The organism is Roseovarius sp. THAF27, from assembly GCF_009363655.1.
Lineage (GTDB): Bacteria > Pseudomonadota > Alphaproteobacteria > Rhodobacterales > Rhodobacteraceae > Roseovarius.
The window spans coordinates 4,028,672-4,041,613 of sequence record NZ_CP045393.1 but is presented as its reverse complement, the minus strand read 5'-3'; the positions used below and the strand labels follow the sequence as shown (position 1 = coordinate 4,041,613).

12 protein-coding genes are annotated in these 12,942 nt (G+C 65.3%); 7 read left to right on the top strand and 5 right to left on the bottom strand.

Annotated features, from left to right (window positions below):
- Window positions 1-39: 39 nt before the first annotated feature.
- The 6 genes from queG to FIU89_RS20005 all read left to right on the top strand — a co-directional run bounded on the left by queG (window position 40) and on the right by FIU89_RS20005 (window position 7,575).
- Window positions 40-1,089, top strand: a complete 1,050-nt coding sequence (gene queG / locus FIU89_RS20030) for a tRNA epoxyqueuosine(34) reductase QueG (RefSeq protein ID WP_152494215.1) — start codon at window positions 40-42, stop codon at window positions 1,087-1,089.
- A gap of 44 nt (window positions 1,090-1,133) precedes the next feature.
- Window positions 1,134-3,134 carry a hydantoinase/oxoprolinase N-terminal domain-containing protein gene (locus FIU89_RS20025; RefSeq protein ID WP_152494214.1) on the top strand — a complete coding sequence of 667 codons (2,001 nt, stop codon included), beginning with the start codon at window positions 1,134-1,136 and terminating at the stop codon, window positions 3,132-3,134.
- Between the two features lie 87 nt (window positions 3,135-3,221).
- Window positions 3,222-4,421: a glycine C-acetyltransferase gene (locus FIU89_RS20020; protein ID WP_152494213.1), complete on the top strand. Its 1,200-nt coding sequence runs from the start codon at window positions 3,222-3,224 to the stop codon at window positions 4,419-4,421.
- Window positions 4,418-5,338, top strand: coding sequence for a PLP-dependent cysteine synthase family protein (locus FIU89_RS20015; protein WP_254701748.1), 921 nt, complete (start codon window positions 4,418-4,420; stop codon window positions 5,336-5,338). Before FIU89_RS20020 ends, FIU89_RS20015 begins: the two co-directional genes overlap by 4 nt.
- Before the next feature lie 15 nt (window positions 5,339-5,353).
- Complete coding sequence (gene tdh / locus FIU89_RS20010; RefSeq protein WP_216647041.1) at window positions 5,354-6,385, top strand: L-threonine 3-dehydrogenase; 1,032 nt, start codon at window positions 5,354-5,356, stop codon at window positions 6,383-6,385.
- A 179-nt stretch (window positions 6,386-6,564) separates the two neighbouring features.
- Window positions 6,565-7,575, top strand: a complete 1,011-nt coding sequence (locus FIU89_RS20005) for a GlxA family transcriptional regulator (protein ID WP_152494211.1) — start codon at window positions 6,565-6,567, stop codon at window positions 7,573-7,575.
- Here the strand turns inward: FIU89_RS20005 and FIU89_RS20000 are convergent.
- On the bottom strand, window positions 7,532-8,062 hold the full coding sequence (locus FIU89_RS20000; RefSeq protein WP_152494210.1) for a glutathione peroxidase: 531 nt from the start codon (window positions 8,060-8,062) through the stop codon (window positions 7,532-7,534). The two genes, FIU89_RS20005 and FIU89_RS20000, sit on opposite strands and share 44 nt — an antisense overlap.
- A 132-nt stretch (window positions 8,063-8,194) precedes the next feature.
- Between FIU89_RS20000 and FIU89_RS19995 the strand changes: the two genes are divergently transcribed.
- The gene (locus FIU89_RS19995) at window positions 8,195-9,118 is read left to right on the top strand and encodes a DMT family transporter (protein ID WP_152494209.1); all 924 of its coding nucleotides are present in this window, start codon (window positions 8,195-8,197) and stop codon (window positions 9,116-9,118) included.
- On the opposite strand, the gene FIU89_RS19990 is transcribed toward FIU89_RS19995, so the two are convergent.
- The 4 genes from FIU89_RS19990 to FIU89_RS22970 form a co-directional block, all read right to left on the bottom strand.
- Window positions 9,115-10,455, bottom strand: coding sequence for an FAD-binding oxidoreductase (locus FIU89_RS19990; RefSeq protein WP_254701747.1), 1,341 nt, complete (start codon window positions 10,453-10,455; stop codon window positions 9,115-9,117). The two genes, FIU89_RS19995 and FIU89_RS19990, sit on opposite strands and share 4 nt — an antisense overlap.
- On the bottom strand, window positions 10,452-11,273 hold the full coding sequence (locus tag FIU89_RS19985; protein WP_152494208.1) for an ABC transporter permease: 822 nt from the start codon (window positions 11,271-11,273) through the stop codon (window positions 10,452-10,454). The genes FIU89_RS19990 and FIU89_RS19985 overlap by 4 nt, the downstream gene beginning before the upstream one ends.
- A gap of 79 nt (window positions 11,274-11,352) precedes the next feature.
- On the bottom strand, window positions 11,353-12,246 hold the full coding sequence (locus FIU89_RS19980; RefSeq protein WP_152494207.1) for an ABC transporter permease subunit: 894 nt from the start codon (window positions 12,244-12,246) through the stop codon (window positions 11,353-11,355).
- Window positions 12,243-12,746: a TOBE domain-containing protein gene (locus FIU89_RS22970; RefSeq protein WP_152494611.1), complete on the bottom strand. Its 504-nt coding sequence runs from the start codon at window positions 12,744-12,746 to the stop codon at window positions 12,243-12,245. The genes FIU89_RS19980 and FIU89_RS22970 overlap by 4 nt, the downstream gene beginning before the upstream one ends.
- Window positions 12,747-12,942 lie beyond the last annotated feature (196 nt).

Sequence of the window (12,942 nt, the reverse complement as noted above, 5' to 3'; positions counted from 1 at the left end):
CGGCCTCACCCCAGGATATTTCTGGCCAGAGAAAGAGCCATGGATGGGCTGAAACAGAGACTGGTGGCGCAGGCCTTGGCCGAAGGCTTCGACCTGTGCCGCGTGTGCCGTCCGGGCGATGTGCCGCAAGTGCCCGCGCGGTTGGCGGCCTTTCTGGACAAGGGCTATCACGGACAGATGGATTGGCTGGCCGACCGGGCGCACTGGCGCGGCGCGCCCGATGTGCTGTGGCCCGAGGCGCGATCTGTGATCATGCTGGGCGAAAGCTATACGCCCGAGAGCGACCCGATGGCGACGCTGGACGACCCGGAAGTCGGCACCGTTTCGGTCTATGCCCGCAACCGCGACTACCACGACATCGTGAAAAAGCGGCTGAAGCGCCTGGCGCGCTGGCTGATCGCCGAAGCGGGTGGCGAGGTGAAGGTCTTCGTGGACACCGCGCCGGTCCCGGAAAAACCCCTGGGCGAGGCGGCGGGCCTCGGGTGGCAGGGCAAGCACACCAACCTCGTGAGCCGCCAGATGGGCAGCTGGTTCTTCATCGGGTCGGTCTTCACCACGCTCGAAATAGACACTGATCCTGCGGAAGAGGATCATTGCGGCTCTTGCCGCGCCTGCCTGGATATCTGTCCGACCGATGCGTTTCCGGCACCCTACCAGCTGGATGCACGGCGCTGCATTTCCTACCTGACGATCGAGCACAAGGGCCCGGTGGACGGAGAGTTGCGCGAAAGGATGGGCAACCGGATCTATGGCTGCGACGATTGCCTTGCCGTCTGCCCGTGGAACAAGTTCGCGGTCGAGGCGACGGAGCTGCGCTATCACGCCCGCGACGATCTGGTCGCCCCGCCGCTGGCAGAGTTGGCAAAACTGGACGACGCCGGGTTCCGGGCGCGGTTTTCGGGCAGCCCGATCAAGCGGATCGGGCGCGACCGTTTCGTGCGCAACGTGCTCTATGCCATCGGCAACTCGGGCCGGCCCGACCTGGCGCCGGTTGCGCAGGATCTGTGCGACGACCCCGATGCAACCGTGGCCGATGCGGCGCGATGGGCGGTAAAGCGGCTCGATCATGCCGCAAACGGGCGCGATTAGCCCGCGGTTTGGCGGTAACCGAACCGCGGACGAAAGGGACCATCATGGCGATACTTCTGGGCGTGGATACCGGCGGCACCTATACCGACGCCGTCCTGGTGCGCGACGAGCGCGAGGTGATCGCCAGCGCCAAGGCCCTGACCACGCGGCAGGACCTGTCCATCGGCATCGGCGATGCGATCGAGGCCGTGCTGACCCGAAGCGGCATAACGCCCAATCAGATCGGGCTTGCCTCGCTGTCGACCACGCTGGCCACGAATGCGTTGGTCGAGGGGCAGGGCGGGCGCGTCGGGCTGGTCTATATCGGCTTTCGCGAGCGCGACCTTGACATGCACGGCCTGACAGAGGCGCTGGCCGGGGATCCGGCCCTGGTGCTCGGCGGCGGGCACAACCATGCGGGCAGCGAGGCGGCGGCGCTGGATGAAACCGCACTTTCGGCTTGGTTAGAGACTGATCTGGGTGCCTCCGCCTTCGCCATCGCCAGCCAGTTCGCCACCCGCAACCCCAGCCACGAGCTGCGCGTGGCCGAGATGATCCGCGCCGCGACCGGCAAGCCCGTCAGCTGCTCGCATCACCTGTCGGCCAAGCTGAACGGGCCCAAGCGGGCACTGACCGCGCTCTTGAACGCGCGCCTGGTCGGCATGATCGCCCGGCTGATTGAAAAGGCCGAAGGCACGCTCACCCGGTTCGATATCGACGCGCCGCTGATGGTGGTGCGCGGTGACGGTGCTTTGATCTCCAGCGCGCAGGCGCGGGAACGCCCCATCGAGACCATTCTCAGCGGTCCGGCGGCCAGCATCGTCGGGGCGCGTTGGATGACCGGCGCCGATCACGCGCTGGTCTCCGACATTGGCGGCACCACCACGGATGTCGCCGTTCTGCGCGATGGTCGTCCCATGATCGACCCGGCGGGCGCGCAGGTCGGGCCGTGGCGCACCATGGTCGAGGCGGTCGCCATGCGCACCACCGGCCTTGGCGGCGACAGCGAGGTGCACGTGATCGACGAAGGGCTGGTGGGTGGCGTCACGCTCGGCCCGCGACGGGTGATCCCGGTCAGCCTGATCGCGCTGGAAGATCCGGCCGCCCTGCACGCGGTGCTGGACGACCAGCTGCGCAACGACACGCCGGGCGAACATGACGGGCGCTTCGTGCGCCTCGTGCCGGGGGTCGAGGCCGACGGGCTAGGGTCGAAAGACACCGCCCTGCTGGAGCGGATCGGAACGGGTGTGAAACCGCTGGGCGCGGTGCTGCGCAACCGGATGGACAGCGCGGCGCTGCGTCGGCTTGTGGCACGGGGCCTTGTGCAGGTCGCGGGCGTGACACCATCCGATGCCAGCCACGTTCTGGGGCGGCTCGATGCCTGGGATGCCGAGGCGGCGCGCAAGGCCGTGCAACTGGTCGGGCGCAAGCGCACCGGCAATGGCAACCGTCTGTGCTCCGAGCCTCAGGCGATGGCGCAGATGATTGTCGATCAGTTGACCGACCAGACGAGTCTGGCCTTGTTAGAGACTGCTTTTGCCGAGGACGATGAAGACTTCGGCCTGCCCCCGGCGCAACTGGCACGGCATGTCCTGATGCAGAAGGGGCTGGACCGGCATCGCGGGCTGGTGCGTCTCGACACCGGCCTGAACGTGCCGGTGATCGGGCTGGGTGCCTCGGCCAGCAGCTACTATCCGGCGGTGGGCGCGCGCCTGGGCTGCGACATGATCCTGCCTGAACATGCCGGGGTCGCCAATGCCATCGGCGCGGTGGTCGGGCGCGTCACGATCCGGCGGCAAGGCACCATTACCAGCCCCGCCGAGGGCCGGTTCCGCGTGCATCTGGAAACCGGGCCGGAGGATTTCGTTGAGTCAGACAAAGCCATGGAAAAACTCGAAGACGTGTTGAAATCCGATGCCCGCCAGACAGCCCTCGCCGCCGGCGCCGAGGACCTTCAGACGGACATTACCCGCGACATTAAGACCGCACAGGCTGAAGGACGGGACGTATTCCTCGAAGCCACCATCACCGTCGAGGTCAGCGGGCGGCCCCGCATCGCCTCGTGACCGGGCCACCCATCTGACGGCTGCGCTTGTGATCGGCGGCTGTTACATTGAGAATGTGAAGAACAGTGAAAGCGAGGGGGGCGCACCATGCGGGCAGCTGAGAAATTTGACGCGGATATAGCCGGGCGCCTCGACGGGCTGCGCGACGACGGCCTTTACAAGACCGAGCGGGTCATCACCTCGATGCAGGCGGGCGAGGTGACGCTGGAGGGCGGGCACGAGGTGGTGAACTTGTGCGCCAACAACTACCTCGGGCTGGCCGACGACGCGCAGGTGATTGCCGCCGCGCATGACGCGCTCGACCGTTACGGGTTCGGCATGGCCAGCGTGCGATTCATCTGCGGCACGCAGGAAGAGCACAAGGCGCTGGAGGCGCGAATTGCAGACTTCCTGGGGACCGAGGACAGCATCCTTTATGCCGCCGCGTTCGACGCGAATGCAGGTTTGTTCGAGACGATTCTGGGCCCCGAGGACGCGATCATTTCCGACGCCCTGAACCATGCCAGCATCATCGACGGTGTGCGCCTGTGCAAGGCGCAGCGCTATCGCTATGCCAACAGCGACATGGCCGATCTTGAACGCTGCCTGAAAGAGGCGGAAGGCGCGCGCCATCGCCTGATCGCCACTGACGGCGTGTTCAGCATGGACGGCTATATCGCCAGGCTGGACCGGATCTGCGACCTGGCCGAGCGGTACGATGCGATGGTCATGGTCGACGATTGCCACGCCACCGGGTTTCTTGGCGACACCGGGCGTGGCAGTCACGAGCATTGCGGCGTCATGGGGCGGGTCGACATCCTGACCGGCACTTTGGGCAAGGCGATGGGCGGCGCGTCGGGCGGCTATACCGCGGCCAGCGCGCCGGTGGTGGACTGGCTGCGGCAGCGTTCGCGGCCTTACCTGTTTTCCAACACGCTGGCCCCGGTCATTGCCGCCGCCTCCCTGCGCGTCTTCGACCTGCTGGAGGAACGCGGCGATGCCCTGCGCGGTCAGCTTTGGGACAACGCCGCCTATTTCCGCGAGCGGATGGGCACGCTGGGCTTCGAACTCCTGCCCGGGCAGCACGCGATTATCCCCGTCATGTTGCGCGACCCCAAGCTGGCGCAGGAGATGGCCAAGCGGCTCAATGACCGCGGCGTCTATGTCACCGCCTTCAGCTTTCCGGTCGTGCCGCGTGAACAGGATCGCATCCGCACCCAGATGAGCGCCGCGCTGACCCGGGACATGTTGGACCGCGCGATTGACGCCTTCGAGGCGGTGGGCCGCGAACTGGAGGTGATCTCGTGACCGTCCTACCCTCTGTCATCGAGGCCATGGGCGACACGCCTCTGGTCGAGTTGAGCCGCATCAGAGACGCATTGCACCTCGACGGCCGCATCCTCGCCAAGCTCGATTACCTCATGCCCGGCTTTTCCAAAAAGGACCGCGCGGCACGGGCGATCATCGAAGGCGCGCGCGCCACAGGTGATCTTGCACCGGGCCAGACCGTGGTGGAGCTGACCTCCGGCAACATGGGCACGGGGCTTGCCATCGTCTGCGGCGTGCTGGACCACCCGTTCGTTGCGGTGATGAGCGAAGGCAATTCCGAGGAGCGCGCCCGGATGATGCGGGCCCTGGGGGCAGAGGTGATCCTCGTCCCGCAGGCCCAAGGCAGCCGCAAGGGCGAGGTCTCCGGCGCGGACCTCGCTCTGGTCGATGCCGCCGCGCAGCAGATCACGGCAGAGCGAGATGCCTACCGCGCCGACCAGTTCGAGCGGGCCGGCAACCCCCTGGCGCACGAGATGGGCACCGGCCCCGAGATCTGGGCGCAGTCGGGCGGAACGGTCACCGCGTTTTGCGACTTCATCGGCTCGGGTGGCACGCTGGCCGGGGTGACGGCCTATCTTGGCCCAAAAGGTGTGCGCTGTTACGGAATCGCCCCCGACAAACCCGGCCATCCGATCCAGGGTGGCGGCTATTCCATGCCGGACCTCACGCATCTGAAATCCGCCGATCTGGCTGGAACAGTCACTGTTTCCGGCCGCGACGCCGCCGAGGCCGCCCGCCTGCTGGCCCGCACCGAAGGCATATTCGCCGGCTATTCCGCCGGCGCCAACCTTGCCGGCGCGATCCAGCTGCTGGGCGGGCTGGAACAGGGCGGCAAAATCGCTATCGTGATGTGCGACAGCGGCCTCAAATACCTCAGCACCCATTTGTGGGACTAGACCATGCAGAACCAGATGAAAGCCCTCGTGAAGGCCAAGCCCGAACCGGGTTTGTGGATGGAGCATGTCCCGGTCCCCGAACCGGGGCCGAGCGACGTGCTGATCAAGGTGAAGAAGTCCGCCATTTGCGGCACCGACGTGCATATTTGGAAATGGGACGAATTCAGCGCCAAGACCGTGCCCGTGCCCATGGTCGTCGGCCACGAATTCGTCGGCGAGATCGTTGATATGGGCCGTGCCGCGATGAAATACCGGATCGGCCAGCGGGTCAGCGGCGAGGGGCATATCGTCTGCGGCGCCTGCCGGAACTGCCGCGCCGGGCGCGGGCACCTGTGCCGCAACACCAAGGGCGTCGGCGTCAACCGCCCCGGCAGCTTTGCCGAGTATCTGTGCATCCCGGAAAGCAACGTAGTCCCGATCCCCGAGGATATCCCCGACGAGATCGCCGCCATCTTCGACCCGTTCGGCAATGCCGTGCACACCGCCCTGTCCTTCGACCTGGTGGGCGAGGATGTGCTGGTCACCGGCGCCGGCCCCATCGGAATCATGGGCGCGCTGGTCGCGCAGAAGGTCGGCGCGCGCAAGACCGTGATCACCGACATCAACCCGTATCGCCTGAACCTCGCCCGAGAGATGGGCGTGCAGCACGTGGTCGATACCAGCCGCGAACAGCTGCGCGACGTGATGGACCGGATTGGCATGACCGAAGGCTTCGACGTGGGGCTGGAAATGTCCGGCGCGTCGGCGGCCATGCAGCAGATGATCTCGCGCATGAACAACGGCGGCAAGGTCGCCCTGCTGGGCATCGCCCCCAGCGAATTTCCGGTCGACTGGAACACGGTCATCTTCAAGATGCTGCATATCAAGGGCATCTACGGCCGTGAGATGTACGAGACCTGGTACAAGATGATCGCGCTGGTGCAGTCGGGGCTGGACGTCTCGGGCCTGATCACGCACCGGATCGGCATCGATGACTTCGAGGACGGCTTCGCGGCGATGATCTCGGGCAATTCCGGCAAGGTGGTGATGGACTGGGGCGTGGCCTGAGGGCCCGGCGCGCGTTATCCGACCCGTCGAGGGGATGTGGCGGATCGGGTCAAATCGTGTCGCCTGCGGACCTGTTTCTGCCGAAAACCCGCGCGACAGGCAGGGCCGGTCCGGGTGATTGGTACCGCCCACGCACCCCGTCCACGGGCCTTGCGTGACCCACAGCCAAAGAATTCTTGATGCGCGACACCGACCAGCCTCCGAAACGCTATGTCTTTCTTCTGATCCCGGGCTTTTCGATGCTGGGCTTCACCTGCGCGCTGGAATCGCTCAGCCTCGCCAACCGCCATTCCAGCAACCGCGTCTATTACGAATGGCGGTTGCTCAGCGCCGATGGCGCACCGGCCCGGGCCTGGAACGGCGTGACCGTCACCGTCGACGGCGCATTGGAAGAGTTGCGCCGCGAGGATACGCTGGTGGTCTGTGCCGGTCACGCCGCCGCTGCGGGCAGCACCAAGGACGTTCTGGCCTGGCTACGGCGCGAGACGCGCAAGGGGATCACTTTCGGCTCTCTGTCCAGCGGGGCCTATACCCTTGCGCTCGCCGGCCTGATCGCCGGGCGCCGCGTCAGCACCCATTGGGAATATGTTGATGCGCTAACCGAGGCTTTGCCGCAGGTGACGGTGCAAGACACGATCTATTCGGTCGATGGCCGCGTGTTTTCCTGTGCTGGCGGTGCCTCTTCGATGGACCTGATGCTGCACCTCATCGGCGAAGACTACGGACCGAAGCTGGTGGAATACGTGGCCGAACAGATGGTCTATACCGCCCCGCGCGACCACAGCCAGTCTCAGCGCCTGTCGCTGCCCGCCCGCGTCGGGCGCGGCAACCGCCGCCTGACCCAGGCGATCGAGATCATGCGCGGCAATATCGAGGATCCGCTGAAACTCAGCGAGCTGGCGGCGTTGATTGGCGTTTCCGTACGCCAACTGGAACGGCTCTTCATGGCCTTTCTGAACACCTCGCCCAGCCGCTATTACCTCGAAATCCGGCTGGAAAAGGCTCGAAACCTGCTGCGCCAGACCGAGATGAGCATCACCGATATCAGCGTGCTCTGCGGCTTTACCAGCCCCACGCATTTCTCGCGTGCCTATCGCAAGCTTTACAGCATCGCCCCCAGCAAGGAGGCCGACGCGACCACCCCCGTCAGCCGCCCGTCCGGGCCAGCAGCTTCTCGATTTCGCCGGTGATGGTGGACGACATCGGTTTGACGGGCGAACCATAGGTGCCCACCACCTCGCCCTCGGGGCTCAGCAGGATCTTGTTGAAGTTCCACGCTGGCGTGAACCCGGCCTCCTGCGCCACCGAGCGATAGAATGGGTGCGCATCGGGCCCACGCACGTTCGTGATGCCGGTCATCGGCAGGGTCAGGTCATAGTTCACTTCGCAGAAATCCTTGACCTCTTCCTCGCTCGCCAGCTCCTGGTTGAAATCGTCCGACGGCACCGCCAGAACGACCAGCCCCCGGTCGCGATATGTGTCGTAAAGCGCCTGCAGATCCGAATATTGCCCGGTGAACCCGCACATCGACGCGGTGTTCACCACCAGGACCGGCTGTCCCTGCCAGTCCGACAATCGGTGCGTGCCGCCGTCGATATTGGTGAAGGTGGATTGCAGGTCCAGCGCAAGCGCGGGAAGGGCGAAAACCGTGGCCAGAAAGCCAAGAAGAAAGCGCATGATCATACTCCGTAACTATAGGGCGGTACGCGCCGCGGCCCAGCACGGATCACTTCGGTCATACCGGCCTTGCGTTGACGGCGATTGATTTTGCTGCCGCTTTCCGTCAGGTCAGGGGGACGGAGACGCTCCATGAAACCTCTCACGGGTATTCTGCTCAAGCTTGTCGCGGTGACGCTGTTCATCGTCATGTCGGCCCTGATCAAGGCCGCAGCAGACACTGTTCCGCCCGGACAGGCGGTTTTCTTCCGCTCGTTCTTTGCCATTCCGGTGATCCTGGCCTGGTTGGCGATCCGGGGCGAAATGTCGACCGGCCTGCGGGTGAAATCCCGCCTGGGCCATTTCTGGCGCGGGTTCGTGGGCACCACGGCCATGGGCCTGATGTTCGCCGGCCTGGGTCTGTTGCCCCTGCCCGAGGTCACGGCGCTGGGCTATGCCGCGCCGCTTCTGGTGGTGGTCTTCGCGGCGATGTTCCTGGACGAAAAGGTTGGCATCTTCCGCCTCGGCGCCGTGGCGCTGGGCCTTGTGGGGGTGCTGGTGGTTCTGGCCCCGCGCCTGACCACGCTGGGCGGGCCGACGGTGGAAACCGCACAGGCCGTGGGCGCGGTGCTGGTCCTGTTGGGCGCGGTCTGCGCCGCGCTGGCGCAGATCTACATCCGCAAGCTGGTGCAGACCGAGCAGACCAGTGCGATCGTGTTCTACTTCTCGCTCACCTCGACGCTCTTGTCGCTGTTGACCGTGCCCTTCGGTTGGGTCATTCCGGGCGGAATAGAGACTGTTTACCTGGTGCTCGCCGGTCTGATTGGCGGGCTTGCGCAGATCTTCCTGACCTCGGCCTACCGCTTTGCCGATGCCAGCGTCATCGCGCCGTTCGACTATGCCTCGATGCTTTTTGCCATCGCCATCGGGTACTTCATTTTCGACGAGGTGCCGACCGGGCAGATGCTGATCGGGGCCGCGCTGATCGTGCTGGCCGGGATCATCATCATCGTCCGCGAACGTCAGCTTGGCCTGCAGCGCGGCCGCGCCAAGGAGGCGAAGACGCCCCAGGGCTAGCCGTCAAGCCACGCGTAATGCAGGTATGCGGGTCGCATCAGCATGCGCCGGAATCGCCCCAGCGGGAATTTCCGCGGCTTGTGGCTCAGTGGCGCCGGGTAGGGCATGTCGGGCGTTTCGCCCCGCACCAGGTCGGCCAACAGCCGCCCCGCATAGCTGCCCATCGACACGCCGTTGCCATGATAGCCGAACGCCGCGAACCCGCCCGGCAGTTCCGGGATCGGCCCGGCATAGGGCACCAGGTCGCGCGTCACGCAGACGAACCCCGACCAGTAATGCGGCGTCTCAACATGCGCCCAGGCGGGAAACATCTTTTCGAAATCGGCGCGGATCATCGCCCGGATCTGCGCTTCGGTGCCGGGCGAATGGCGCAGCCCGCCGCGCATCCCCATCAGCATCCGGTTGTCCGGCATCAGCCGGAAATAATGCAGCAAGTGGCGCGTGTCGTAACACATCTGCCTGCTGGTCCAGCCTTGCGCGGCCAGTTCCTCATCGCTCATCGGGCGGGTGACGATCACGCTCGATTGCGTCGGCAGATAGCGCGCGCCCATCCAGTCCGGCAGGTTGTCCGCACTGTAGCCGTTCGTCGCGATAATGAACTTTTCGGCCGTAACAGAGCCTGTTTCCGTGTGCAGCCGATAGCGCCCGTCGGCCAGGCTCTCGATCCGCGTGACCGTGCTTTGCCCGTGCACCACGGCCCCCGCTGCCTCGGCCGCCTGGCACAGGCCAAGCGCATATTTCCGCGGGTTCAGGGCAAAGCCGATCGGTATGGTCGAAGCGCCATGAAACGGCCCCTTGAACCCCGCCTGCACCAGCTCCTCGCGCGGGGTCAGGGTGGGTGTCACGCCATAGAGATCCTGCGTCGCGCCGACTTCGGCGCGCATCGCCTCGAAATCCCTGGGGCGATGCGCCAGCTGCGTCTCGCCCTCCGAATGGCGGTCCACGTCCAGCCCCAGCCTCTCGATCAACCCGCCCACGTGATCCACCGCCGCCATCTCGGCCCGGGCAAAGCCGCGCGCCTCGGTCTCGCCGAACTTCGCCTTTATCTCGGCATGGCTGGCCTTGGCCCCGCCCAGGCAACAGAACCCGCCATTGCGCCCCGACGCGCCCCAGAACGGGTGCTGCGCCTCCAGCACGGTGACGTCGACGCCCGCCTCGGCTAGGCCCAGCGCGGCGTTCAGCCCGGTAAACCCCGCGCCGATGATGGCGACATCGTTGGTCGTGTCCCCCTCCAGCGCGGGCCAGTCGCCCGGCGGCACGGTATCCGCCCACCAGCAATCGGCCACCGGCGCGGCGCCATACGCGCCCTCTTCCCAGATCCGCTTGAGCATGGTCATGCTTCGGCCCTGACCGCGGCCTTCTCGTCGGCCTCCTGCCGCAGCAACTGGCGCTTGGAGATCAGCGAGGCGGAAATCACGCCGACCGCGACAATCGCGATCAGGATCGTCGACAGGGCGTTGATCTCGGGGCTGACCCCCAGCCGGATCGACGACCAGATCTTGATCGGCAGGGTCGTGGCCGACGGACCCGCGGTGAAGCTGGCGATCACCAGGTCATCCAGCGACAGGGTAAAGGCCAGCAGCCACCCGGATATCACAGCCGGCGCGATGATCGGCAGGGTCACCAGCCGAAACGCCGAGAACGCGGAACAGCCCAGGTCCAGCGCGGCCTCTTCCAGCGACTTGTCGAAGCTGACCAGCCTCGAGGACACCACGACCGACACGAAGCACATCGAAAAGGTCGTGTGCGCCAGGATGATCGTCAGCACCCCCCGGTCCAGCCCAATTCCGATGAACAACAGCAGCAGCGACAGACCGGTGATCACCTCGGGCATCACCAGCGGCGCATAGATCATGCCCGAAAACAGCGTCCGTCCCCAGAACCGCCCCGCGCGTACCAGCACATAGGCCGCCATCGTGCCCAGAACCGTCGCGATGGTCGAGCTGACCACGGCGACCTGCAACGTCACCCAGGCGGCATCGAGAAACGCTTCGTTCCGCAACAGCTCGCCATACCACCGGGTCGAGAACCCGGCCCAGACGGTGACGAGTTTCGACGCGTTGAAGCTGTAGATCACGAGGATGATCATCGGCAGGTACAGGAACGCGAAGCCCAGCGTCAGGGAGGTGGCGTTGAACCAGGTCAACCGTCTCATCGCGCCCCCTTCCGTGCCCGGTCGCCAAAAGCTTTCTCCAAGCTTTTGGCAAAACTCTTCCGAAGAGTTTTGCGCGCGCTCATCCTTCCGCCTCCCGCTGTTTCTGCTCGTTGCGCTGGAACAGCACGATCGGGATGATCAGGATCAAGAGCAGGATCACCGCCACCGCGCTCGCCACCGGCCAGTCGCGGTTGTTGAAGAACTCCTCGAACAGCACCTTGCCGATCATCAGCGTCCGCGATCCGCCCAGCAGCGACGGAATCACGAACTCGCCCACCACCGGGATGAACACCAGGAAACAGCCCGCGATGATGCCGTTCTTCGACAACGGAAACGTCACCAGCCAGAAGGCCGTCAGCCGCGAACAGCCCAGATCCTCGGCCGCTTCCAGCAGGCTGTCATCCATCCGCTCCAGCGCCGAATAGACCGGCAGGATCATGAACGGCAGGTAGGTGTAGATGATCCCGATATAGACGGCGACATTGGTATTGAGGATCAGCAGCGGTTCGGAAATCAGACCCAGACCCAGCAGAAGCTGGTTCAGGTAGCCTTCGGTCGACAGGATGCCCATCCACGAATAGACCCGGATCAGGAAGCTGGTCCAGAACGGCAGGATCACCAGCATCAACAGCGTCGGCCGCCAGTGGTTCGGCGCGCGGGCCATGGCATAGGCGATGGGATAGCCCACCAGAAGCGTCAGGATGGTCGAGAAAAAGGCGATCTGAAGCGAGGAAAGATAGGATTTCCAGTACAGGTCATCCTCGGCCAGGAACACGAAATTCTCGAAGTCGAGCGCGGCGAAGAACCCCTTGATCCCCTCCCACCCTTCGGAAAGGTCCAGCTGCGGCGTATAGGGCGGGATCGACAGCTCGATGTCCGACAGGCTGATCTTCAGCACGATGGCGAAGGGCACCAGGAACAGCGCCAGCAGCCACAGGTAGGGCACGAGAACGAGGATCAGACGCCGGGTCATGACGTCAGCACCACGCCCGCCGTGCCGGTCCAGCTGACCCAGACTTCGTCTTCCCAGGTGATATCCCGGCGCGAGATGCGCCGCGTGTTCGCCAGCTGCGCCTTGATCATCGTGCCGTTTTCCAGCTCGACGTGATAGGTCGATAGATTGCCCAGGTAGGCGATGTCGATCACCTTGCCTTTCAGCGCGTTGACCGCATCGGGTTTGGTCTTGGAAATCCCGATCTTCTCGGGGCGCAGGGCCAGTTGAACGTGCTGGCCGTCCTCCACCCTCGGCCCGTCGAGCGCGATCAGCGGCGGCTGACCCTCGGCCCAGTCGATGGTAATGCCACCGTCGGGAATTTCGGTGGTTTCCGCTGGAACAGTCTCTGGGTGCGCCGCCCTTGCCTCTGTCTTTGGCACCGTCGCGGCGGCGGGGCTCGGGGGCGGCAATTGCCGCACGATGTCGGTGCGCGGGCCGAACACCCTGGCCCAGACCTTGTCATGCAGCCACAGGCCCATCCGGTTGGGTTGCGGTCCCTGCGGCGCCTGTGTGGCGGGCTTTGCGCTGTCCTCCGCAGGTTCCGGCGCGGGGTTGGCGGGCTTTGCGCTTTCGGGTTCCGGCGCGGGCTCATCCGCGACCGGCGCCTCGGGCTCAGCCGGAACCCCGATTTCGGCAACCGCCTCGGGTGTCTCGACAGTCTCTGTTTCAGGCGTT

Bases quoted from the DNA above. Each gene is read 5' to 3' on its own strand.
- queG (WP_152494215.1), top strand. From the start codon at position 40: ATGGATGGGCTGAAACAGAGACTGGTGGCGCAGGCCTTGGCCGAAGGC.
- FIU89_RS20025 (WP_152494214.1), top strand. From the start codon at position 1,134: ATGGCGATACTTCTGGGCGTGGATACCGGCGGCACCTATACCGACGCC.
- FIU89_RS20020 (WP_152494213.1), top strand. From the start codon at position 3,222: ATGCGGGCAGCTGAGAAATTTGACGCGGATATAGCCGGGCGCCTCGAC.
- tdh (WP_216647041.1), top strand. From the start codon at position 5,354: ATGAAAGCCCTCGTGAAGGCCAAGCCCGAACCGGGTTTGTGGATGGAG.
- FIU89_RS20005 (WP_152494211.1), top strand. From the start codon at position 6,565: ATGCGCGACACCGACCAGCCTCCGAAACGCTATGTCTTTCTTCTGATC.
- FIU89_RS20000 (WP_152494210.1), bottom strand. From the start codon at position 8,062: ATGCGCTTTCTTCTTGGCTTTCTGGCCACGGTTTTCGCCCTTCCCGCG.
- FIU89_RS19995 (WP_152494209.1), top strand. From the start codon at position 8,195: ATGAAACCTCTCACGGGTATTCTGCTCAAGCTTGTCGCGGTGACGCTG.
- FIU89_RS19990 (WP_254701747.1), bottom strand. From the start codon at position 10,455: ATGACCATGCTCAAGCGGATCTGGGAAGAGGGCGCGTATGGCGCCGCG.
- FIU89_RS19985 (WP_152494208.1), bottom strand. From the start codon at position 11,273: ATGAGACGGTTGACCTGGTTCAACGCCACCTCCCTGACGCTGGGCTTC.
- FIU89_RS19980 (WP_152494207.1), bottom strand. From the start codon at position 12,246: ATGACCCGGCGTCTGATCCTCGTTCTCGTGCCCTACCTGTGGCTGCTG.
- FIU89_RS22970 (WP_152494611.1), bottom strand. From the start codon at position 12,746: ATGGGCCTGTGGCTGCATGACAAGGTCTGGGCCAGGGTGTTCGGCCCG.